Below are 21,641 nucleotides of genomic sequence, written 5' to 3'. Positions count from 1 at the left end.
CAAGCTATCCTAACATTTTATTCTCTGTATTATCTTTTAGCTTTTTAAGCGCATCTAATATACCAGGAGGTAAAGGTACACCAAGCAATGCTATGTTTTCCGTTACACTTATACCTTCATTAGCTGTATAGAATAAAACTGCCATAGTTCTAAAGATGGGATTCTCTACAGCAATAATCATATCTATTTGGTGTGCTAATATTACTACTAGGAATATAGCACCTTTTTTCATTAGTCCGTTAAAACCTATATCACTTGCTAGGTTCTTATTCTTAAATCCTTTCATTAATCCTGTTATATAATCTACTGCCATTAAAATAGCTAATATTTTCAATGTGCCATCCCACCCTCCAAGAAGATATGTTGTCCATGTTCCTAAAAAAGCAACTAAGCTATTATAAAATGTTTTATAGTTCATTACTTATCTCCTTTCAAATCCTTATGTATATTCATAAGTAAAATTGTTCCTGCCCATACTGGCATAGGTCCGTCTATTTTTTTAATCCATCCTTCTGGATCAGACATTAATTTATTTTCTGCTAGGTACTCTATTCCTTCCTTTTTCTATTGTGGTGTATCCATAGGTTTATCCTCCTTCGGCATGTAATTAATGCCAATATGCTCTAATATTCCTTTTGCAATTCCTACAGCTACCTTCTCTAAAAACTCATCATTTTTAAATAGTTGTTCCTCTATAGGATTATTAATAAAACCCACTTCGGTAAGTGCAGCTGGCATACTGATGTGAGTACCCCAGTTCGTCTGCTATTTCTTGAAGAGTTTTTCTTTGTACCTCTCTCATGTATGCCACCTTATAATGTAATCCCTCTAGCTGTTGTAATCTTTCATCAATCTTTTGTATAGTCCTAACAGTATTTTTTAATCTTTCTTCTTCTAACAAAATCATACTGTCTATTTGCATTGTTTCTGCTAGTACATCTTCTAATGGTCTTGGAGTTATCCCTACACCTTTATCCTTAGAGTAATCTATAGCTGTTATGTGTGCTGGACCCCTTAGTTCCTTGGCTAAAAGCTTTTGATTTTGTTTTAATTGTTCTATTCTATCCTCAATTATTTCCTTTTCTAATTGTAGATCCTTATATGTTTTTATCCCTAGCATCTTATGCCCCCTTTTTAATTTATCTGTACAGAAACCTTAGATTATCACATAAAAAATACCGCACAATTCATTTCTGAATAATACGGTATTTTAAATAATTATTAATTTTTATCGTTATTACATCTAATATAAATGATGCGACATTAAATATTTAAAAATTATACTAATCAATATCTTTTTCAATAACAATATATGCCTGTCCTGCGTTTATGCTTTCGCCTAAAGCACATGCAGATATATGCTTAACTTTCCAGCCTTCTTCTAAATACCTGTTTACGATATCTAAACCGTCATCTTCTTTTGCACCTAGCATTTTTCCATTACTTCTAACCCATATTACCTTTTCCATTATCAAACTCTCCTACTATATAATTTATTAGAATACGCCTAGATGAAAGTGACACATAAATCTACCGTTACATCTAAAAAAGAAATTGCGAAATAATTTACATAGATATAATCGGTTTACCTATTTGTTTATCAATTCTCCACTTTGGTGCTTTTCCATCATCCCCCCAGTATTCATTCAATACTTTTATTTTACCGTTATTAAACTCGAAAAATGATGTTGCGTGAACAGATATATCACCATTTTTAAGTTGTACTTTCACAACAGAAATAACCAAACTTTCAATACATTCTAAGCGTTCAATTTTAATATTCCAGTCTTCTGGATACTCAGCGTTTATTCTTACAAATTCTTCTACATTAAACCTTTCATTTGTGTTATTCCAGTTAATTATGGCATCATCTTCAAAATATATATGTAGAGCACTCCAATTCTGTTTATCCATGTCATTCCATAGAGCTATTACTTTTTCTTTGTAGTTCATTAGGTATCGTCCTCCTACTTATATAGCTTTATTATTGTTTTATGGCTAATATACATTTTATCTCGCATTTTTAATCTTACCCTTTACTAATCTGCATTTTCTCTGGAATTAGCTTATTTATAATCCCTAAAATTTTCATAATAAATTTCCCTTCCTTTATTGCCTCGTCTTACATCTAATCCCGCTATTCTAACAAGAAAATTATACCATATTTTCTATATTGTTATAGCGAATTTCTGTTTTTAATATAGCTGCTACTTGTGGATTAAGATTAAGAATTGGTGAAATTATCGGTTTGACTTGGGGAGATGTAGATGAAGTAAACAGTAAGTTAACTGTTAACAAACAATGGAAAAGATTAAAAGATGGCTCATTTGGATTTGGTACTGTAAAACGCAAAAATTCAAATAGGACTGTTCCTATATCTCAAAATACATTAAATGCACTTTTGAAATATAAAAAGAACAATCCTACAGATATTAAAAATAGAATCTTTTTAGATAATAGTCCTCAAAATGTATCTTATAGAATTTATAAAAAATTAAATAATAAAGGCTTAGATGTTACTATGCACGATCTAAGACATACTTATGCGACCATGCTAGTCGCAAGTGGAGTAGATTTCAAAACTGTTGCCCAGCTCATGGGTCATGATGTGGAAATGACCATAAAAACCTATTCTCATGTAACGGAAGATATGATAAAAAAAGCTACGAATACAGTTAATTTTATTTTTTAATTTATTTTTGACGAACTTTTGACGTTTCAATAGTGTACTAAGCAATTTCAATGTTTGTAAGCAATTTTAGAGATATTATTATTATATCACTACTTTCTATTTTCCATAGCAAACCTTGTTATTTTCCTCGAAAATCCCTATTATTTTTCTTTAAATCATTTTTCACCATATATTCTTCTAATTCCTTTGTTGCCTGTACTAGTTTAATTTGATTATCAAACAATTTATTCTGCAAGTCATTAATTAGGATTTGCGCTTTTTGCAAATCATCATCCTTCTCTAATAATTGATCGTTTAGTGCCTTTATGCGCTCATCCTCTTGTTGCTGTAATTCTATTTCTTCAATTTTTTTCTCAAGATTAAAGTATGCTTCATCCTTTTCCTTTAACTGGTCACGGAGAGTTTCTATATACTTTTCTAATTCTTCAATTTCTACCTGAGGTAATTGCATTTCTTTCTGTAACTCTTCAAAGTTATTTTTCATCTTTAAAAATTGGTCTGTAATGTTAATACATGTTAATACAGCAATCATTGAAGTGCTAAGTTTTTTATTAGCCTTAGCTACAGCTTCCATATTATCATCCACAAAACTGCCTACCTTTAATAAATACTCTTTAGGTTCAGCACCGACAATAGGATATTCTTGTCCATTTATTTTAACTAAAACTTTGTTTTTTTGACTCATTCTTCTATCAGCTCCTTTTTGAAGAAGTTGTTGTTATATATTTTCTTTATATCTTTCAAATATCCTGCTAGAAATAGTGATTTTTCTATAATTATTTTATTTATAAAAAAGTCATATTATGGATATAGAAGAGTGCCTTCTTATACTATATGAAAAAGGAGCTATTTAGCCCCTTATTCTCTTAATGCTCCATCCAGTTTTTTACTAATATCAGCTAAAATACGATTATGAGCAACATTTACCTCATCATCTGTTAAAGTACGTTCCTTATTTCTATAGGTAATAGTATATGCAATGCTTTTAAAGCCATCTTTAATTTGGCTTCCTTGGTAAACATCAAATAATTTAAAGCTCTCTAGTATATCTCCACCTTGAGCCTTAATAATATCTTCAATTTCCTTTACCAATACATCATCCTTTACCACAACAGCAAAGTCTCTAGTTATAGCCGGATATTTTGGTAGCGATTCATAAAGCCTTTCCATATTTGTAATATCTGCTAAAATACTAAAATCTAATTCCCCGCAGTAACATCTTTGATTTAAATCATAGTTTTCTATTACTATAGGATGTAATTCACCAATAGTTCCTAGAACTCTATCTTGTACTATAACATTTGCGCATCTGCCAGGATGATAACTTGAATTATTTTTCTCCACTATAAACTCATATTCTTTAATTCCTAGACCATCTAATAATGTTTCTACTATTCCTTTCAATGTAAAGAAGTCTTCTTTACCATACATAGCCATTACTAAACTTGGAATTTCAAGCGGTAACTCTTGCATCTTATCAGTCTTAGTAATAAATATTTGACCAATTTCAAATGCCCTAAAATCCTCAACCTTTCGATTTGTATTTCTAGCTGCAACTTCTAGTATATTTGGAAGTAAACTAGTTCGCATGACACTAGTCTCATCTCCAAGAGGATTGATTAGCTTTACCATATTTCTTTTTATGCTGTTTTCATCAAGATTAATCATATCTATAGTTTTAGGGCTAACGAATGAATATGTTAAAATTTCATTAAAGCCCATTGCATTTAAAAGATCCTTCGCCACATCTGCTATAATTTGTCTGCTAGGTTTACCTCCAACTTCTATATTTCCCTTAGCCATTGTAGGTGGTATTTTGTCATATCCAAAAATTCTCCCTACTTCTTCAGCAAAATCTGCTTCCATTACAAGATCCATTCTATAGGTTGGAACTGTGACCTCAAGAGTATCACCTAAATCCTTCGTAGTGATCTCTAGCCTGTTGAAAATATCAATCATTTCTTCATTACTTAAAGAAATACCTAGAAGATCATTAATTTTTTTAGGTCTAATTATTACTTGTCGAGGCATTCTTTCTTCAGGATAAATATCAACTACTCCTTCAAGTACTTCTCCTGCCCCTAGTTCTACAATTAATTGACATGCTCTATCTGCAGCTAAGCGTGCTATATTAGGATCAACACCTTTTTCATATCTTGAAGAAGCCTCTGTTCTAAGGGCCAATTGCTTAGAAGTAAGCCTTATATTATTTGAGCTAAAATGTGCAGACTCTAATAATATAGTTTTTGTATTTTCTGTTACTTCAGATTGTTCTCCACCCATTACACCTGCAATAGCTAGAGATTTCTTCTCATCAGCAATTACTGTCATAGACGACTTTAATTTTCTTTCCACTCCATCTAAGGTTTTGAATAATTCATCGTCTTTAGCTCTCTTAACTACAATTTTGTTCCCTTCAATATAGGATAGGTCGAAAGCATGTAATGGTTGGCCGTACTCTAGCATTACATAGTTGGTAATATCTACTATATTATTAATTGGACGAACCCCTGCATTAATTAATCTTTGCTGTATCCACTGCGGAGAAGAACCAATCTTTATATTTTTAATAACTCTTGCAACGTATCTTGTACATCCTTCATTGTCTTGTATTTCCACAGAAATATGATCCGATGCCTTATCTTTTATTTCTATAACCTCTACATTTGGATATTGCACATTTTCATTTAAGGTAGCCCCTACTTCCCTAGCCATTCCGATAACACTTAAACAGTCCGGTCTGTTTGATGTAATTTCAAATTCAATTACTTGATCTTTTAAATTAAGTGTTTCGGTAATATCTTGACCTAAAGGATAGGCTTTATCTAATATCCAAATTCCATCCTTAATTTCTTCAGGTATCATAGCTTTGGGGATACCTAATTCGTCAGCAGAACAAAGCATTCCCTCAGAAATCTCTCCTCTAAGCTTTCCTTTTTTAATTTTCAACCCTCCAGGTAGTATTGCGCCATGGACCGCAACAGGAATATAATCTCCTTCAGAAACATTAGTTGCGCCAGTTACAATTTGAAGTTTTTCATCTCCAACATTTACTTGACAAACAACTAATTTATCAGCATTAGGGTGCTGTGTGATACTTTCTATATGCCCAACAACAACATTTTTAATATCATCACATAGTATATCTATTTTTTCTACCATAGATCCAGACATTGTCATTTTATCTGCAAATTCATTAGTATCTATATTAATATTTACATAATCTTTAATCCAGTTCATTGATACATACATAATACATTCCTCCTACTTTCTATTAAAATTGATTGATAAAACGCATATCATTTTCAAATAATAAACGAATATCATCAATTCCATATTTTTGCATAGTTAGACGGTCTATTCCCATACCAAAGGCAAATCCGCTATACACTTCAGGGTCTATACCACAATTTCTAAGTACATTTGGATGAACCATTCCTGCGCCTAAAACTTCTATCCAACCATTTCCCTTACATACACTACAACCCTCTCCACCACATTTAAAGCAAGTAGCATCAACCTCTGCACTAGGTTCTGTAAATGGAAAGTTATGTGGTCTAAACTTTATTTGAGTATTGGGACCGAAAAAGTTCTTTGCAAATACCTCTAATGTTCCTTTCAGATCTCCCATTGTAATGCCTTTATCTACTACAAGCCCCTCTATTTGATGGAACATAGGAGAATGGGTAGCATCTGGAGTATCATTTCTAAAGCAACGACCTAATGAAACAATTCTAATTGGTGGCTCATTTTTTTCCATAACTCTAACCTGCACTGGAGATGTTTGTGTTCTTAAAATTGTACTTTCGTTTATGTAGAAAGTATCACTAACATCTCTAGATGGATGATTTTTTGGAGCATTTAAAGCGTCAAAGTTATAATATACGGTTTCTACTTCTGGACCTTCAGCAACTTTAAAGCCCATGCTTATAAAAATATTTTTTAAATCATCCATAGCTTGTGTTAAAGGATGTCTTTTTCCTACCTTAATCTCTTTACCAGGCATGGTTACATCAATTGTTTCAGATTGTAACTTCTTGTCTAACTCTTTGATTTTAATACTTTTTTTAGCTTCTTCTAATGCAATCTCAATATTTTCCCTAACAATATTAGCTATTTTACCTATTAAAGGACGTTCCTCGGCACTTAATGCTCCCATTCCCCTTAATATTTCAGTTAATTCTCCTTTTTTACCTAAATAGTGAATTCTAGCCTTTTCTAAAATAGCTGTAGAATCAGCTTCGTTAATTTCTAATATAGCTTTTTCCTTCAATGCTTTTAATTTTCCTTCCATAACAAATCTCCTTTCTAATTTTACAAATAAAAATAAACCCTCATCCCAGAAGGGACGAAGGTTTCACTCCGTGGTACCACCCTAATAGTCCATTGCAATTAACAATGAACCACTCAGAGACATTAACGGCGTCAACCGATAAAACCTATAATCTAAGATATAGACTTCAGCTTTATAGCTCCAGAGCGAACTTCTGCTATACTTGTTATAAGGTACTTTCAGCCTAAGGTACCTTTTCTCTTTTAAAACAGTCTATAGCTTACTTTTCTCCTTCAATGCTTTTGTTTATTTAACTTATTCATCTATTAATTAATGGATAGTTTCTTATACATAATATAGGCTGTAACGGAACCTGTCAACTCAAATAGTTTCCAAAACACATCAGGAGTCTTCATTGTTCCACTCTCCTTCCTTCAAGCCATCGTATGTTTATTATAACATAGCTTAATGGCTGAAACAAGGTAGTTTGATTAAATAAGTATAATTTTTAAAATTTTCAAACTTTTCTTAGATGTTTTTCTTCTGCAGCTTTATAAATCAAAATGCCAGCTGCTATAGATGCATTCAAAGACTCGATTTTTCCCAAGATTGGAATTATAACCCTTTCGTCTACCTTAGATAATATGTGGCTATCAATTCCATTTGCCTCATTCCCTATTATTATACCAATATTTTTACGGTAATCAATATGAATATAGGTTTTATCTGTATCTAAATCTGCAGCTATTAGTTTTACATTTTTTTCTTTTAAATATTCAATCCATTCTTCATCACTATCACACAGTACAATTGGTAAGTGAAATATTGCTCCCATTGTAGCTCTAAGAGTTTTACTATTGTACGGATCAACACTTCCCTTTGCTATTATTACTGCATCAACTCTAGCACTTTCTGCGGTGCGAATAATAGTTCCCATATTACCGGGATCCTGTATGCGATCTAAAATAACAAAGAATAAATTATCATCATCTTCAAACTTCAGATCTTCCAAACTACTATTCTTCATGTTAACTACAGCCATAACGCCTTGTGGACTCTCTGTGGTTGCTAGCTTGCTAAATAATTGACTAGGTAACTGATAAATAGTATGTCCTTTTGAGGAAACCTTGTTTAATAAATCTGAGCCCCCTTGAACTTGGTGCAATTCTTCACTAAAAACAACATATTCAATATCCCCATTATGTTTTAAGCATTCTTCAACAATTCTTACACCCTCTACTGTAAACTGAAGGTGTTTTACCCTTTGTTTCTTAAGCTGAAGCGACTTTATATGCTTAATAATAGAATTGCTCTCACTACTAATTAACTTAATATCCATTCTATGACCAAACCTGTTTTTCAATTTTTTCTAAATCTTTGTTATGACCAATAACAACAAGAATATCATCCTTACCAATTCGATCCATAGCTATTGGGGATACATTAATTTCATAGCCATGCTTTATTGCCATAATATTTACACCATATTTAGATCTGACATCTATTTCTAACAATGTTTTACCTACCCAATCATCTAAGGGTGCTATTTCCATGATACTATAATCTGGAGCTAATTCTATATAGTCTAATATATTGCTAGATACTAAATTGTGAGCTACACGCATTCCCATATCCCTTTCAGGGAAAACTACGCGATCCGCTCCTATTTTAAATAGTAGTTTTGCATGGATTTCATTATTGGCCTTAGCCACAACATATTTAATACCTAGTTCCTTTACTATTAAAGTAGCCATAATAGAAGCCTGTATGTCCGAACCAATTGTAATAATTGCAACATCAAAGTTACGTATTCCTAAAGATTTCAAAGAGTTTTCATCAGTAGCATCAGCTTGAACCGCATGGGTAACTTCATCAGAAACATGCTGAATAATTTCTTCGCTACTATCTATGGCTAATACATCATGTCCCATTTTGTACAGAGTTCTTGCAACACTACTTCCAAAACGGCCACAACCTATAACAACATATTGTTTCATGTTAATCCTTCCTATCCTACTAAAATTTTTCCTTCTGGGTATTTAATATTTCCTTTATATTTATGTTGCTGTCTCGCCAGTGCAAATGCAATTGTAAGTATACCTACTCTACCAGCAAACATCATAAAAATAAGTAGAGTCTTACCAAGTGCACTTAATAGAGGTGTTATTCCTAGGGTTAAACCAACAGTACCAAAGGCAGACACAACTTCAAATAAAATTTCCATAAAATTAAATTGACTATCAGTAATAGATAGTATCATTGTAACAAAAATAATTAAAAATATACCTATAATAGCAATTGTTATAGCTCTATTAACTATATCTCTAGATATTCTCCTTCTAAACAATTCGGTTTCACTCTTACCCTTAATAACAGAAATAATTGTAAAGAGAATTACACCAAGGGTTGTGGTTTTAATCCCACCTGCTGTAGATGCTGGAGATCCTCCAATATACATCAGAATAATGGCTAATAATTTTGAAGCAGTTCTCATTTGAGCAAAGTCAACGGTATTAAAACCTGCTGTTCTAACGGTTACTGATTGGAAAAAACCAGATAGAAACTTACCACCTAAATTTAGGTTTCCTAGGGTATCAGGGTTTCTCCATTCTAAAACTATAAAACCAATAGTGCCTATTGTCAATAACAGTGCAGTAATTAATAATGCCATTTTAGTATGAAGAGATAGTTTCCTAAGTTTTTTATTAGTAAACACATCAGTTATAACAGAAAAACCAATCCCTCCAATAATGATTAAAAAGGAAACCGTAAGAGATACAATAGGATCTGAGACATAGGGCATTAAATTTTTTCCATTACCGATTAAGTCAAAACCTGCATTACAAAAAGCTGAAACTGAGTGAAATATCGAATAGGCCATGCCAGTTATCCATCCATATTGTGGTATAAACCTCAAGGAAAGAAACAAAGCACCTAATCCCTCTACTGCGAAAGTCACTATTAAAACATACTTAGAAAACCGCACAAGCCCCGCTAGAGTACTCTGATTAAAAGCCTCTTGGATAATTAATCTTTCCTTTAAAGATATTTTCTTTCCTAATATAATAAAAAACATGGTAGCCAATGTCATAAATCCTAAACCACCTATTTGTATTAGGAATAGAATAACAGTCTTTCCAAATGCGGTCCAATAGGTACCGGTATCCACAACAGATAAGCCAGTTACACATACTGCTGATGTAGCAGTAAAAATAGCATTAATAAAACCTACACTTTCCCCATTTTGAGATGCAATTGGTAGATTTAACAATAATCCTCCAATTAAAATTATCGTTGCAAATCCGATTACAAGAACTTGTGTAGGCTTCAATTTTATATTATGCATATCTATTTTAATACTCATGTTTTAACACCGTCCATATATATCTTATACACTTAATTTTATTTAACTATTTTATTTAATATATATATACTTATAGAGTATTACCAATCTCTCTAACAATCTATACTATATTTATCCTAATACGTTATTAACATACAATCAAGAAACATATATTATAATAATTTTAGATATTATATAAAATTATAAAGAGTCCTTATTAATAAGGACTCTAAATTATGCGTTTAATTTTTGTTTTGCTGTTTCAACTAATTGTGCAAAACCTTCTTTGTCATAAATAGCCATTTCAGATAACATTTTTCTATTCATTTCAATACCAGATAGCTTTAAGCCATTCATAAGTCTTGAATAAGAAATGCCATTTGCTCTAGCTGCAGCATTTATTCTTGTGATCCAAAGTCTTCTGAAATCTCTTTTTCTTAATTTTCTACCAACATAAGCATGTTTTAACGCTTTCATTACGAATTGGTTAGCTGGTCTAAACAGTTTGCTTCTAGCTCCTCTGAAACCTTTTGCTAACTTTAAAACTTTTTTATGTTTTTTATGGGCAGCAGTACCCTTTTTAACTCTAGCCATTATTTACAACCTCCTTTTCTTCCTACGTTATCTAATATGGTAATAATTGTGCTATTCTTCTTTGATCGCCCTTGAATACTATGCCAGCTTTTCTAAGCTTTCTTTTTCTCTTAGGTGACTTCTTAGTTAAAATATGGCTTGTATAAGCTTTACTTCTTTTAATTTTACCTGTACCAGTCTTTTTAAATCTTTTTGCTGCACCTCTATGAGTTTTCATTTTTGGCATTAGTGTTTCCTCCCTTCAAATTATGCGTTTTTCGGAGCCAAAATCATAATCATTTGTTTTCCTTCAAGTTTTGCTTCCTTTTCAACAACGCTTACTTCTTCAAGCATGGAAGCAAACTGTTTAATTACACCTTGACCCTTACTTATATTATTAAGTTCTCTTCCTCTAAATCTCATGCTAACTTTTACCTTATCTCCACTTTTCAAGAACTTAATAGCATTGTTAGCCTTAACACTTAAATCGTGTGCTTCAATACTTGGACTAAGTCTTATTTCTTTAACATCCACGATTTTTTGATTCTTTCTTGCTTCTTTTTCTTTCTTTGCCAGCTCATACTTATATTTTCCGTAGTCCATAATTTTGCAAACAGGTGGTTTAGCTTGAGGTGCGATTTTTACCAAGTCTAAGCTTTTGCTGTTTGCAATTTTCTGAGCATCTTTAGCTGACATAATGCCTAATTGATCACCATTTGTGTCAATTACTCTTATTTCTTTCTCTCTAATCTCTTCATTAATTTGCTGTTCATTAATTTCTTTAATAACTTGACACCTCCTATATTTTTTGAAAACTTTAAAGTTGTCTTATGCTATCGCATTGACTCCTATCGCATTTAATTTTAAAGCTTGTGTTTTAAAATTTCAAATGCTCAAAGTATTGTCAATCTTCTACTTCTTTAGAAATACCTATAATTATAAAAGTATAGTCTATTATACAAAAACAAAGCGGATAGTTAGACTATCCGCATAGATTCAATATGACTGTCATTGATAAAACACAATGAATACAATCAAAATATTAACCTTACTAACTATAGTTGTAAGGTGAGAAGCGGACGTCTTCTACTTTCTTTACTTGTATAGTTTAACAGCCATAAATTGTTTTGTCAATACTTTTTTATATTATTAGATTTATTATATCCTTACTATACAATATAATATGAATTTTTTTCCTGCATTTTTTATATCTATAATATTTATGTTTAAATTTTTTTTGGGCACTATAACATTAAAGACTATAAAAGGTGGGTGAGTAAGTGAAAGTAAAAATAAAATTAAAAAAGAAAATAATATTGATTGTCCTTTGTATATTCGTAGCATTAAACATTGTTTCTAACTTTGTCAGATGGACAAATAGCTCATTAATTAATAGATTAACATCCGGAGACCGCTTGTTAATTTTAGGAATTACCATACTGCTTTTTATCTATTATATGAAATTAGATAAAAATCCTCAATATGCACATGCTACTATAAATACAGAAAAGAAAGAAAAAGATCAAAACTCCAATGAGTTTTTTACTAAACCAAAGGTTACATTTCAAGATGTTGCGGGATTGGAAGAGGTAAAGGAAGAATTAATAGAGGTCATTGACTTTATTAATCAATCGGAGAAATACAAAAAAATGGGAGCCAAAATCCCTAAAGGCATACTGTTTCATGGGCCTCCTGGAACAGGTAAAACATTACTTGCCTCTGCTGTAGCTGGAGAGACAAAATCTGCCTTCTTTTCTGCCAGTGGTTCAGAATTTGTTGAAAAATATGTAGGTGTTGGGGCAAAAAGAATACGTACACTTTTTGAAAAAGCTAGAAAAGAAGCACCTAGTGTTATTTTCATTGATGAAATTGATGCTATTGGAGCTAAACGTCATCTAGATAGTAATAATGAGAAAGACCAAACTCTAAATCAATTATTAGTTGAACTTGATGGATTTAATACAGATCAGACTGTAGTAGTTATTGCAGCTACCAATAGAATAGATCTTTTAGACGAAGCACTACTTCGTCCTGGTAGATTTGATAGACACATGTATATTAGCAATCCGAATGTAAAAGCAAGAGAAGAGATCTTGAAGGTACATACAAGAAATAAACCTCTAGATCCAAGTATAAGCATTTCTGATTTAGCTCGTAAAACACACGGTATGAGTGGAGCACACTTATCGAATGTTGCAAATGAAGCTGCAATAATTGCGGTTAGAGAGAATAAACATATAATTACAATAGCTCATTTTGAACAAGCCATTGAAAGGGTAATTGCAGGGCTACAAGTTAAAAATCCTACCATTTTACCTAAGGAAAAAGAAGTTGTTTCCTACCATGAGGCTGGCCACGCCCTTGTAGGAAAAATACTACGTACAGATATGGTCCACAAAGTTTCTATAATTCCTAGAGGACAAGCATTAGGCTATGTTATACATATGCCACAAGAAGATAGATATGTTTTAACTAAAGAAGAACTATGCGATAAAATGATGGTAATGCTAGGGGGCAGAGCTGCTGAAGAATTGATTTTTAATCATTTATCTACTGGAGCAAAGGATGACCTAAAAAAGGTAACTGAGGTTGCTATGCAGATGGTGTGTGAATATGGTATGAGTGATCTAGGCTTTATTTATAACGAGCCTAGTATGATACGCTCTTTAAGTGATTCTATAAACCAGGAAATTAACAAAATAATATATGAGTGTTACAATACAACTTATAATTATTTAAAAAAATATAGGAACGAGCTAGAAAAAATTTCTACTGCTCTTTTAACAAGAGAAACTTTAAATAGTAGCGAGTTAGATGAATTATTAGGAGATTTCCCTCCAACACCTGAAACTAAAGATGAAAAAGAGAAGCTAGAAGCTGTATAAAATATTTGTTGCGTTTTTTATAACTAAATTTATACCTAAATTTATAATAAAATGAGCTTAGAAAGTATGTGCATTTCTAAGCTCATTTTATTATATTTATGATAAAAACTTTCTTTACATGATCTTTACTTCGTCTCTATAGCTTTCAGCAAATCCAAGTATTGCGTTTATAAACTCGTACCTTTTTTTATACATAGCTGCCTGCCTAGCTTCTTTCCGTTTAGAGTGGCTAAAAAAATTATATCTTTTGCAACAATTGTTTTCTTTCATTAAAAAAGTTTTTATATGATAGATAGCAGGCTATGAAAGATGATATAGACGTTGTTGAAAGAAGCATAAACGTTACCATAATTTGATATTTAATCGCCTGAACAGGCGAAGTACCAGCAAGTATAAGACCTGTCATCATACCAGGTAAAGAAACTATACCCAATGTTTTAGTGGAATCAATTGTTGGTAGCATCCCTGTTTTAATTGAATTTCTAATTATTTCAATAGATGATGGTAAAATATCTGCCCCAAGAGAAAGCTTAGTTTCAATTTCTTCTCTTTTATTTTTAAAATCTGCACCCAATTGTCTATAGCATAATCCTAAAGCTACCATTGAATTACTTATAATCATTCCGCTTACGGGTATAATCTGATATGGTTCATATTTAATTGCACCAGATAATAGGAGAATGATTAAAGTACTTATTGTTCCTACCGATATTGAAATAAACGATATTAACGTTCCATTTCTAATTACCTTACCTCTTTTAGAAGCATTATACGAAGCATTGAATGCCATAAATAAAAGTAACAATGTTGTAAATATTGGATTCTCAAGTCCAAATATGTAATTGAGAAGATAACCAACAATAGTTAATTGTATTATTGCTCTAACTACACCAATAATAGTTTCTTTCTCGAGCTTTAAGTTTTGTGAATAGGAAAATAGTATAGATATTAATACAAGAGATGAGGATATTAAAAGTGAAGAATTAGTTATAATATTAGTCTCATTCATTTTAACACCTCCAAAGATTTTACTTTTCCAGCTTCGATAGTTAATAATTTATTCGCATTTCTTTTACTTTGATCTAGGTTATGTGTTATCCATAATATAGTAGTACCATCCTTATTCAAGGATTTCATCACGCTCTCCACAATCAAGCTATTATCTACATCAAGAGCAGAAGTCACTTCATCTAAAAGAAGTATCTCTGGCATAAATAACAATGTCCTAATAAGGGCTATTCTCTGTTTTTCTCCACCTGAAAGATTCTTTATATCTTTATTTAAATAGTTTATATCAATCTTAAAAACAGAAAAAAGTTCTTCTACCCTACTAAAATCTACCTTACTATTTCTTATTGAATATGGAAAAGATATGTTGTCCATAACTGTATCTCCAAAAAGATAAGGAATTTGAAAACAATAAGATATATTCTTTCTTAAATCAGTAGGATTATATTCCTCTATAGATTTATCTCTATATATTATTTTTCCCATAGTAGGGCTTATAAGATGGCCGCACAGTTTAAGAAAGGTACTTTTACCACTACCGGATGGTCCGACAATAGAAATGTAATCTCCAGAGTTAATTGATATTGTTATATCATCAAGTATTGATCGATTATCATCCATAAAAAATACATTTTGAAATTCAAGTAGGGACATAATATCCACCTCCTTTGCCTATTTATAATTTATTATATCAAGGATAATAAATAAAACTTGATTCAGATTAAGTGTTAACTCTACTTAAATCTTATTTCTATGTAGACTATCTACATTATGTCCATAAATTCCAGTATGCCTACACATTATTGTATAATAAATTTTGATGCCTACTAAGCTATTGTTATCTAAAAGATTAATTTCCAAATATATTTTGCATTAATAGTGTTACCCAATTATAGAGCCACTCCATTTTAAGTAGTTGATTATTTAACCATTCAAAAATAATCATAGAAGCCGTCCCCTTAATATTTTTTACATAGCCTTATTTTACTTTCTAATGCTTTCACTAATATAATCAAAGAGATTTTTTAACAAATCTAATCCATCTTTATTAATCGAATATTTCATCCATACGCCATCACGCCGGCTGTCTACTAAACCGCTTTTGCTCAATATTTTCATATGATATGAAAGTGTAGGTTGCGTTATATCAAAATCCTCAAGTATATTACAAGCACAAAGTTCTCCTTTGGAAAGCATATCAAATATCTTTACTCTCGTCTCATCTGCTAGTGCTTTCATAAACAATGCGTATTGTGCATAATCTTTATCTAATCTAGTCACCTCCATATTAAATCTATTTAAATATATAGACATTTATCTATATCAATAATATACCTAGACATAGATAAGTGTCAATGTATTTGTCCAAATTTTTAAAATACATTTTATAATAAGAATCACAAAAAAAACCCTATAGTAGATTTTTAAGTTTATCTATTCTATAGGGTAAATTTTAATATATTTAACTTCTAAATTTATTTACTCTTCTTATATCATATTATCTTTTCTCTTCAATTTCTTTAATAGTATCATTAATAAAGTTGTCTACTGTTACAGCACCTAAATCACCTTTATCTCTAGATCTAACTGCTACTTCTCCTGATTCTACTTCCTTGTCTCCAATTACTAACATATACGGAACTCTTGAAAGTTGTGCTTCTCTTATTTTATATCCTATCTTTTCATTTCTTGTATCTACTTCCACACGGATTCCTTTTTGCTTCATTTCTTTTTCAAGTTTTAATGAATACTCAAGGTGCTTATCTGTAATTGGTAGTATTTTAACTTGAACTGGAGCAAGCCATGTTGGGAACTTGCCTGCGTAGTGTTCGATTAAAATACCAATAAATCTTTCGATACTTCCAAAAATTACCCTATGAATCATAATTGGTCTATGTTTTTCACCATCAGCTCCAACATAGGATAGGTCAAACCTTTGAGGCATTTGGAAGTCTAATTGAATTGTTCCACATTGCCATGTACGTCCAATACAATCTTCTAAATGGAAATCGATCTTCGGACCATAGAATGCCCCGTCACCTTCATTAATCTTATATGGTAAACCCTTTTCTTCAAGAGCAGCTCTTAGTGAGCTTGTAGCTATTTCCCAATCTTCGTCTGATCCCATAGAATCCTCTGGTCTTGTAGATAACTCTATATGGTATTTAAAACCAAAAGTATTATATACATAGTCAACAAAATCTATTACTCCAATTATTTCGTCCTTAATTTGTTCTGGTAGCATAAATAAATGAGCATCATCTTGTGTAAAGCATCGAACTCTCATAAGTCCATGTAGAGCTCCAGATAATTCATGTCTATGAACTAATCCTAACTCACCCATTCTAATAGGAAGATCTCTATAACTATGTTTTTTTCTATCAAACATTAAAATAGATCCTGGGCAGTTCATTGGTTTTACAGCATAATTCATATCATCAATATTTGTAAAATACATATTTTCTTTATAGTGATCCCAGTGTCCTGATTGTTTCCAAAGCTGCTCATTTAAAATAACAGGTGTTTTTATTTCATCATAACCACGTTTTACATGTTCTGATCTCCAGAAATCCTCTAGTATGTTTCTGATAACCATTCCCTTTGGATGGAAGAATGGAAAACCTGGTCCTTCTTCATTTAAGCTGAATAAATCTAGCTCTTTACCTATTTTTCTATGATCTCTCTTTTTAGCTTCCTCTAATCTATTAAGATATTCTTCTAAATCGGCTTTTTTAGTAAAGGATGTTCCATAAATTCTTTGAAGCATTTTATTCTTTTCGCTACCTCTCCAGTATGCGCCTGCAATATTTAAAAGTTTAATCGCTTTTACTTTTCCTGTAGAAGGCACGTGAGGTCCTGCACAAAGATCTACAAAGTCACCTTGACGATAGAAGGATATTGTTTCATCCTCTGGCAGATCTTGAATTAATTCCACTTTGTAATCTTCACCTTGTTTTTTAACAAAATCTATTGCTTCATCTCTAGGAAGAACAAATTTTTCTAAAGCTAGATCTTCCTTAACTATATTTTGCATTTCTTTTTCAATCTTTTCTAAATCCTCTGGTGTAAAAGTATGATCAGAGTCAAAGTCATAATAAAATCCATTATCTACAGATGGTCCAATAGCTAGCTTTGTACCTGGATAAAGTCGTTTAACAGCTTGAGCTAGAATATGAGAACTTGTATGACGTAAAAAGTCTTTTCCATTTTCGTCCTCAAACCTTAAAATATTTAAATTACAATCTTCTTCTATAGTAGTCATTAAGTCAGCACTTTCTCCATTCAATTCTGCACCTATAGCTACACGTGCAAGCCCTTCACTAATCTGTTTTGCAAAATCTAATATAGATGTTCCCTTCTCTACCTCACGAACTGAACCATCTTTTAGTTTAACATTTACTTTTGACATAGTTATTCCTCCTATTCTTTATTTTTATTGTTTTAAACTTTATATAAAAGTTATCTGATACTATTACACTTGAAATATCCCCAACTTTTCACTTTTCTATAAACCCTCAATAATTAGAAGATTATTATTTTATAATGTACAATAAAAAAATCCCTCATCCTATTAAAACTAATAGGACGAGAGATATATTCCCGCGGTTCCACCTAAATTGATATTTCCACTTTTGGGACTGTAACGGAGTCACCGGTTATCCTTTCACCATTTAGCTAATAGGTAACAGCTCAGAGGTAGTTTTCAACTATCCATATATAGAAGCACTTTCAGCCACGATGCTTCCTCTCTTAATATTGGGACTAATTTACTCTTCCCCTTCAATGCAATAAAATATTGAGTTATTTTATAATATTTCCATAATTATAATAGTTAATACCAATTTTGTCAAGTTAATTATCAATTTTTTAAAAACATTTGATGAATACTTGCATTCCTGCAGAAATCACAGCACCATAAGATAAGCCGACTATTGCAACAGCAGTAGAAACAGCATAATTTACAATAATAAAATAATTATACCTTGAAAAATACCAATTATAAAACCAAGTATACCACCCAATACTTCAATATGTTTTAGTTCAGTTTTCGCTATATTAACAACTATTCTCTCTAGTTCTTCCATCTCAAACTCATTTACTTTATCTTCTATCATTTTACTAAGTTCTATACTAGTAGTAGCCTTCTCAATCATTTTTTCTATAGCCTCTGTAATTATTTTATCGCCTTCTTCATCTATTACATCATTAATATATTTTGAAATCATTCCTTTAAAAGTAGATGGAATAATAGAAGGAAGGTGATTTGCAACAATTACTGTTATCTTGTTTTTAAGTAATATTAAAATTTCATCTTTATTATTGCTTTTAACTAATTTATCGATAATTTCTTCTATTGATAATAACTCAGTTTCCACAGTTTGCCCTATACTTCTTGCTATTTCTGCTTTACGTTTTGGTATAAGTCCTTGTATCTTAAAATTAATTAAAGGAATACTAACGGGCTGAAAGGGTCTAAATAACATTTTAATTGCTAATAGATTTGTAATCCAACCTATAACGCCACCTACTATAGCTAATATTAGTAATTGTACGACCATAATTTTATCTCTCCTATATATACCTTAAATATAAATATAAGTATATGAAAGTATTCTCTCTTATCCAACAAAATAGGATAAAAAAGGACACATTCCTATACTATAGAAAGAATTATATCACGATATAAATATGATGTCCATAATAGACGTAAAAAACCCCCTGTTTTTGGGGGATAGATGTTTATTCCTTATTAGCATTAATTTGCACAGTACACCATTCGCAGCTATTACAACAATGTATCCTATCTGGAAATATTTTTTCTAGAGTTTTAATAATTTCACTAGTTTTAAGCATGGATATATTATGGATAAATATTTCCTTAGGTGCGAGAGTTATCAAAGCACTTATAAGTAAATCATCTTGGTTAATATTGCTTTCTGCAAGTTCTACTGCAATACTGCTTATATGGTCATTATTTAAAAGGCAACTATGTTTATCATAAAGTCTAAACTTAGCCTCCTCATCAAAAACCACATTAACTATATCAGATTTAGCCTCTTGAATGTCTACAAAGTATTTCAATAACTTAATAAACTCATTATATTCCTTGTCTACTAAAAAATCTTCTACTGCTTTTTCAACAGTTTCATTTAACTCTAGTAAATAATCTTTTAATCTAAATAAGATAAACCCACTTAAATTAATTTGAGTATTAGTATTTAAGTAATCAATTAAATGTTGTAGAATTTTAGATTTAGCATTAGCAACTCCATGTTTTTGAAAAAATATATCTATATTTTCTTCATTTAATATATCTAAGGAATTTTTATATATTTCTAATCTTTCCTTCACATCGAAATAATAATAATCTGTACTTATTATATGACGAATCAAACTTGGTTCTTCAATATCTTTTATATACTCACAAAGAGCATTAGCTATACAAAATTTAAATATATTTATAAAATCATCAATTGGATAGTTTCTTATATTTTCAGTATCTACACTATAGTTTAAATAATAAAGAGGTTCTATATAATATATTCTTTCTTCTACATCGATACCTTCATTATAAAAGGATTCAAGTATCGGTTGTATTTTTTCTTGCACTTTATTTGCACTTCTTTCTGCCAAAATAGCCAGTAAATTCAATTGTCATCACTCCCTTCTGCTGTAATAGTAGTATATGCCTAATCTTTAATACTATTCTAGTGATACGTATTACATAATATTGAAATTAATCCGATAGCTAACAATTTTTATGCTCTTATATACCTGAGAAAATTGCATATTTAACTTTTTATAAAAAATTTTATATATACTGTATATTTAAAGCGATCAACATACAATATATAGTTGTTTTAATTTCAGACTTTGAATTATGCAATTTCCTCACCTAAAAAAACAGAGTAAATTTATTCATTTACTCTAGATTCTCTGTAAGTCTCAAATTTTTTTTCAATATCTGGATTTTCTTTTAAAAAACTCAAATAGTTCACTATGCACTCCAATGTCTCTTTACTTATCGTATGCTCTATTTTTTCTGTTTCTTCCAATATTCCTCTAAATACACCTATTGATCTAAGAAAACGTTCTATTATATTGTGACGCATAAGTAACATATTACCTTTTAGTATTCCACTCTCTGTTAAAGTGATTTTCCCATATCTTTCATAATTAACCATATTTATATCAGCTAATTTCTGCACCATTCGAGTAACTGAAGGAGGTTGTACATTTAATGACTCAGATAACTCATTTATCCTGGTGTATCCATTATGCATTGATAATCTATATATCATTTCAACATAATCTTCCATAGATGGAGTTAGTAAACCTTGATCTTTTTTTATATATTCACTAAAAGTAAAGAAATCTTCTCTCATTATTTCACCTCTTTAAAGTAAAAATATTCTTGTAAAATATATGTTTAAATAAATATTTTATGCTAGACAAGTTGCATATATCTACTCAAATTCATATTTTATATGGAGAACATTAAGTTAGCTTAAGGTAACTTTTTGTAGCTTAAACTAACTTTTGATTATAATTCAAAATTTTATAGAATATTCACTATTTATTTAAAGGAGGCTAACTATGAAAGAACAACATGTGTACATACAATCTATTTCTCTTTCTAAAATGCCCGTAGGATCTAAAGTTCAGATTTCGAATCTTTTATCTACTGGGCTACCAAGAAGAAGAATGTTAGACTTAGGTCTTATTCCAGGAACAATTATAGAGATTATACGAAAAAGTCCTTTAGGTGATCCAATTGCTTATAATATCCGAGGTGCAATGATTGCCTTAAGAAAAGAAGAGTCAGATCAAATTTTAGTCAAATTAATTAGTTAATTTATTTATAGT

At 30.9% G+C, this 21,641-nt stretch carries 25 protein-coding genes and 2 other annotated features; of the genes, 3 read left to right on the top strand and 22 right to left on the bottom strand.

Features of this window, described 5'->3' with window-relative positions; all coding sequences use genetic code 11:
- Positions 1–4: 4 nt before the first annotated feature.
- The 5 genes from HYG84_RS10510 to HYG84_RS10490 form a co-directional block, all read right to left on the bottom strand.
- The gene (locus HYG84_RS10510) at positions 5–418 is read right to left on the bottom strand and encodes a phage holin family protein (RefSeq protein WP_212376794.1); all 414 of its coding nucleotides are present in this window, start codon (positions 416–418) and stop codon (positions 5–7) included.
- A 146-nt stretch (positions 419–564) separates the two neighbouring features.
- Positions 565–717: an N-acetylmuramoyl-L-alanine amidase gene (locus HYG84_RS10505; protein WP_249168585.1), complete on the bottom strand. Its 153-nt coding sequence runs from the start codon at positions 715–717 to the stop codon at positions 565–567.
- Positions 704–1,120, bottom strand: coding sequence for a hypothetical protein (locus HYG84_RS10500; RefSeq protein WP_212376787.1), 417 nt, complete (start codon positions 1,118–1,120; stop codon positions 704–706). The genes HYG84_RS10505 and HYG84_RS10500 overlap by 14 nt, the downstream gene beginning before the upstream one ends.
- Before the next feature lie 163 nt (positions 1,121–1,283).
- The gene (locus HYG84_RS10495) at positions 1,284–1,469 is read right to left on the bottom strand and encodes a hypothetical protein (protein ID WP_212382382.1); all 186 of its coding nucleotides are present in this window, start codon (positions 1,467–1,469) and stop codon (positions 1,284–1,286) included.
- Between the two features lie 97 nt (positions 1,470–1,566).
- Positions 1,567–1,953, bottom strand: coding sequence for a nuclear transport factor 2 family protein (locus HYG84_RS10490; RefSeq protein ID WP_212376784.1), 387 nt, complete (start codon positions 1,951–1,953; stop codon positions 1,567–1,569).
- Positions 1,954–2,248: 295 nt separating this feature from the next.
- Between HYG84_RS10490 and HYG84_RS10485 the strand changes: the two genes are divergently transcribed.
- On the top strand, positions 2,249–2,692 hold the full coding sequence (locus HYG84_RS10485; RefSeq protein WP_249168584.1) for a site-specific integrase: 444 nt from the start codon (positions 2,249–2,251) through the stop codon (positions 2,690–2,692).
- Positions 2,693–2,810: 118 nt separating this feature from the next.
- On the opposite strand, the gene zapA is transcribed toward HYG84_RS10485, so the two are convergent.
- From zapA to infC, 10 genes are all read right to left on the bottom strand, one after another.
- Positions 2,811–3,377, bottom strand: coding sequence for a cell division protein ZapA (zapA, locus tag HYG84_RS10480; protein ID WP_212376781.1), 567 nt, complete (start codon positions 3,375–3,377; stop codon positions 2,811–2,813).
- Between the two features lie 173 nt (positions 3,378–3,550).
- Positions 3,551–5,944: a phenylalanine--tRNA ligase subunit beta gene (gene pheT, locus HYG84_RS10475; RefSeq protein WP_212376778.1), complete on the bottom strand. Its 2,394-nt coding sequence runs from the start codon at positions 5,942–5,944 to the stop codon at positions 3,551–3,553.
- A 22-nt stretch (positions 5,945–5,966) separates the two neighbouring features.
- Positions 5,967–6,986 carry a phenylalanine--tRNA ligase subunit alpha gene (gene pheS / locus HYG84_RS10470; protein WP_212376775.1) on the bottom strand — a complete coding sequence of 340 codons (1,020 nt, stop codon included), beginning with the start codon at positions 6,984–6,986 and terminating at the stop codon, positions 5,967–5,969.
- Positions 6,987–7,033: 47 nt separating this feature from the next.
- Positions 7,034–7,271 (bottom strand) — a binding site (T-box leader).
- Positions 7,272–7,291: 20 nt separating this feature from the next.
- Entirely contained in the window at positions 7,292–7,381 is a 90-nt protein-coding gene (locus HYG84_RS10465; protein WP_212376772.1) for a YqzL family protein, read from the bottom strand.
- A 101-nt stretch (positions 7,382–7,482) separates the two neighbouring features.
- Positions 7,483–8,304 carry a TrmH family RNA methyltransferase gene (locus tag HYG84_RS10460; protein ID WP_212376769.1) on the bottom strand — a complete coding sequence of 274 codons (822 nt, stop codon included), beginning with the start codon at positions 8,302–8,304 and terminating at the stop codon, positions 7,483–7,485.
- 1 nt (position 8,305) lies between these two features.
- Positions 8,306–8,962, bottom strand: a complete 657-nt coding sequence (locus tag HYG84_RS10455) for a potassium channel family protein (RefSeq protein WP_212376766.1) — start codon at positions 8,960–8,962, stop codon at positions 8,306–8,308.
- Between the two features lie 11 nt (positions 8,963–8,973).
- Entirely contained in the window at positions 8,974–10,329 is a 1,356-nt protein-coding gene (locus HYG84_RS10450) for a TrkH family potassium uptake protein (RefSeq protein ID WP_249168583.1), read from the bottom strand.
- A gap of 213 nt (positions 10,330–10,542) precedes the next feature.
- Positions 10,543–10,902, bottom strand: coding sequence for a 50S ribosomal protein L20 (gene rplT / locus HYG84_RS10445; protein WP_212376763.1), 360 nt, complete (start codon positions 10,900–10,902; stop codon positions 10,543–10,545).
- Between the two features lie 31 nt (positions 10,903–10,933).
- A complete protein-coding gene (gene rpmI / locus HYG84_RS10440) occupies positions 10,934–11,128 on the bottom strand; it encodes a 50S ribosomal protein L35 (protein ID WP_012159827.1) in 195 nt (64 codons plus the stop codon).
- 20 nt (positions 11,129–11,148) lie between these two features.
- A complete protein-coding gene (gene infC / locus HYG84_RS10435; protein ID WP_442860807.1) occupies positions 11,149–11,607 on the bottom strand; it encodes a translation initiation factor IF-3 in 459 nt (152 codons plus the stop codon).
- Between the two features lie 731 nt (positions 11,608–12,338).
- Between infC and ftsH the strand changes: the two genes are divergently transcribed.
- Positions 12,339–13,766, top strand: coding sequence for an ATP-dependent zinc metalloprotease FtsH (gene ftsH / locus HYG84_RS10430; protein ID WP_442860806.1), 1,428 nt, complete (start codon positions 12,339–12,341; stop codon positions 13,764–13,766).
- Positions 13,767–14,004: 238 nt separating this feature from the next.
- On the opposite strand, the gene HYG84_RS10425 is transcribed toward ftsH, so the two are convergent.
- The 7 genes from HYG84_RS10425 to HYG84_RS10395 form a co-directional block, all read right to left on the bottom strand.
- Positions 14,005–14,775, bottom strand: a complete 771-nt coding sequence (locus tag HYG84_RS10425) for an ABC transporter permease (RefSeq protein WP_212376760.1) — start codon at positions 14,773–14,775, stop codon at positions 14,005–14,007.
- Positions 14,772–15,428, bottom strand: a complete 657-nt coding sequence (locus HYG84_RS10420) for an ABC transporter ATP-binding protein (protein WP_212376757.1) — start codon at positions 15,426–15,428, stop codon at positions 14,772–14,774. The genes HYG84_RS10425 and HYG84_RS10420 overlap by 4 nt, the downstream gene beginning before the upstream one ends.
- Before the next feature lie 330 nt (positions 15,429–15,758).
- Positions 15,759–16,061: an ArsR/SmtB family transcription factor gene (locus HYG84_RS10415; protein WP_212376754.1), complete on the bottom strand. Its 303-nt coding sequence runs from the start codon at positions 16,059–16,061 to the stop codon at positions 15,759–15,761.
- 211 nt (positions 16,062–16,272) lie between these two features.
- Positions 16,273–18,183 (bottom strand): threonine--tRNA ligase, encoded by a 1,911-nt coding sequence (gene thrS, locus HYG84_RS10410; protein WP_212376751.1) that lies wholly within the window; start codon positions 18,181–18,183, stop codon positions 16,273–16,275.
- Positions 18,184–18,352: 169 nt separating this feature from the next.
- Positions 18,353–18,567, bottom strand: a binding site (T-box leader).
- 166 nt (positions 18,568–18,733) lie between these two features.
- The gene (locus HYG84_RS10405; RefSeq protein ID WP_249168581.1) at positions 18,734–19,333 is read right to left on the bottom strand and encodes a DUF445 domain-containing protein; all 600 of its coding nucleotides are present in this window, start codon (positions 19,331–19,333) and stop codon (positions 18,734–18,736) included.
- Positions 19,334–19,514: 181 nt separating this feature from the next.
- Positions 19,515–20,426, bottom strand: coding sequence for a putative sporulation protein YtxC (gene ytxC / locus HYG84_RS10400; RefSeq protein ID WP_212376748.1), 912 nt, complete (start codon positions 20,424–20,426; stop codon positions 19,515–19,517).
- Positions 20,427–20,689: 263 nt separating this feature from the next.
- Entirely contained in the window at positions 20,690–21,160 is a 471-nt protein-coding gene (locus HYG84_RS10395; RefSeq protein ID WP_330655431.1) for a metal-dependent transcriptional regulator, read from the bottom strand.
- 211 nt (positions 21,161–21,371) lie between these two features.
- Here HYG84_RS10395 and HYG84_RS10390 point away from each other — a divergent pair, with 211 nt between their 5' ends.
- Positions 21,372–21,629 (top strand): FeoA family protein, encoded by a 258-nt coding sequence (locus HYG84_RS10390; RefSeq protein ID WP_212376745.1) that lies wholly within the window; start codon positions 21,372–21,374, stop codon positions 21,627–21,629.
- Positions 21,630–21,641: the final 12 nt, after the last annotated feature.

The sequence above is a fragment of the Alkaliphilus sp. B6464 genome (assembly GCF_018141165.1).
GTDB lineage: Bacteria > Bacillota > Clostridia > Peptostreptococcales > Natronincolaceae > Alkaliphilus_B.
Note: the sequence above shows the minus strand (reverse complement) of the source record. Positions and strands in the feature narration are given on the sequence as shown.

Excerpts from the sequence above, each read along its gene's own strand:
- HYG84_RS10510 (WP_212376794.1), bottom strand. The coding sequence starts at position 418 with ATGAACTATAAAACATTTTATAATAGCTTAGTTGCTTTTTTAGGAACA.
- HYG84_RS10500 (WP_212376787.1), bottom strand. The coding sequence starts at position 1,120 with ATGCTAGGGATAAAAACATATAAGGATCTACAATTAGAAAAGGAAATA.
- HYG84_RS10495 (WP_212382382.1), bottom strand. The coding sequence starts at position 1,469 with ATGGAAAAGGTAATATGGGTTAGAAGTAATGGAAAAATGCTAGGTGCA.
- HYG84_RS10490 (WP_212376784.1), bottom strand. The coding sequence starts at position 1,953 with ATGAACTACAAAGAAAAAGTAATAGCTCTATGGAATGACATGGATAAA.
- zapA (WP_212376781.1), bottom strand. The coding sequence starts at position 3,377 with ATGAGTCAAAAAAACAAAGTTTTAGTTAAAATAAATGGACAAGAATAT.
- pheT (WP_212376778.1), bottom strand. The coding sequence starts at position 5,944 with ATGTATGTATCAATGAACTGGATTAAAGATTATGTAAATATTAATATA.
- pheS (WP_212376775.1), bottom strand. The coding sequence starts at position 6,986 with ATGGAAGGAAAATTAAAAGCATTGAAGGAAAAAGCTATATTAGAAATT.
- HYG84_RS10465 (WP_212376772.1), bottom strand. The coding sequence starts at position 7,381 with ATGAAGACTCCTGATGTGTTTTGGAAACTATTTGAGTTGACAGGTTCC.
- HYG84_RS10460 (WP_212376769.1), bottom strand. The coding sequence starts at position 8,304 with ATGGATATTAAGTTAATTAGTAGTGAGAGCAATTCTATTATTAAGCAT.
- HYG84_RS10455 (WP_212376766.1), bottom strand. The coding sequence starts at position 8,962 with ATGAAACAATATGTTGTTATAGGTTGTGGCCGTTTTGGAAGTAGTGTT.
- HYG84_RS10450 (WP_249168583.1), bottom strand. The coding sequence starts at position 10,329 with ATGAGTATTAAAATAGATATGCATAATATAAAATTGAAGCCTACACAA.
- rplT (WP_212376763.1), bottom strand. The coding sequence starts at position 10,902 with ATGGCTAGAGTTAAAAAGGGTACTGCTGCCCATAAAAAACATAAAAAA.
- rpmI (WP_012159827.1), bottom strand. The coding sequence starts at position 11,128 with ATGCCAAAAATGAAAACTCATAGAGGTGCAGCAAAAAGATTTAAAAAG.
- ftsH (WP_442860806.1), top strand. The coding sequence starts at position 12,339 with ATGAAATTAGATAAAAATCCTCAATATGCACATGCTACTATAAATACA.
- HYG84_RS10425 (WP_212376760.1), bottom strand. The coding sequence starts at position 14,775 with ATGAATGAGACTAATATTATAACTAATTCTTCACTTTTAATATCCTCA.
- HYG84_RS10420 (WP_212376757.1), bottom strand. The coding sequence starts at position 15,428 with ATGTCCCTACTTGAATTTCAAAATGTATTTTTTATGGATGATAATCGA.
- HYG84_RS10415 (WP_212376754.1), bottom strand. The coding sequence starts at position 16,061 with ATGGAGGTGACTAGATTAGATAAAGATTATGCACAATACGCATTGTTT.
- thrS (WP_212376751.1), bottom strand. The coding sequence starts at position 18,183 with ATGTCAAAAGTAAATGTTAAACTAAAAGATGGTTCAGTTCGTGAGGTA.
- HYG84_RS10405 (WP_249168581.1), bottom strand. The coding sequence starts at position 19,333 with ATGGTCGTACAATTACTAATATTAGCTATAGTAGGTGGCGTTATAGGT.
- HYG84_RS10395 (WP_330655431.1), bottom strand. The coding sequence starts at position 21,160 with ATGAGAGAAGATTTCTTTACTTTTAGTGAATATATAAAAAAAGATCAA.
- HYG84_RS10390 (WP_212376745.1), top strand. The coding sequence starts at position 21,372 with ATGAAAGAACAACATGTGTACATACAATCTATTTCTCTTTCTAAAATG.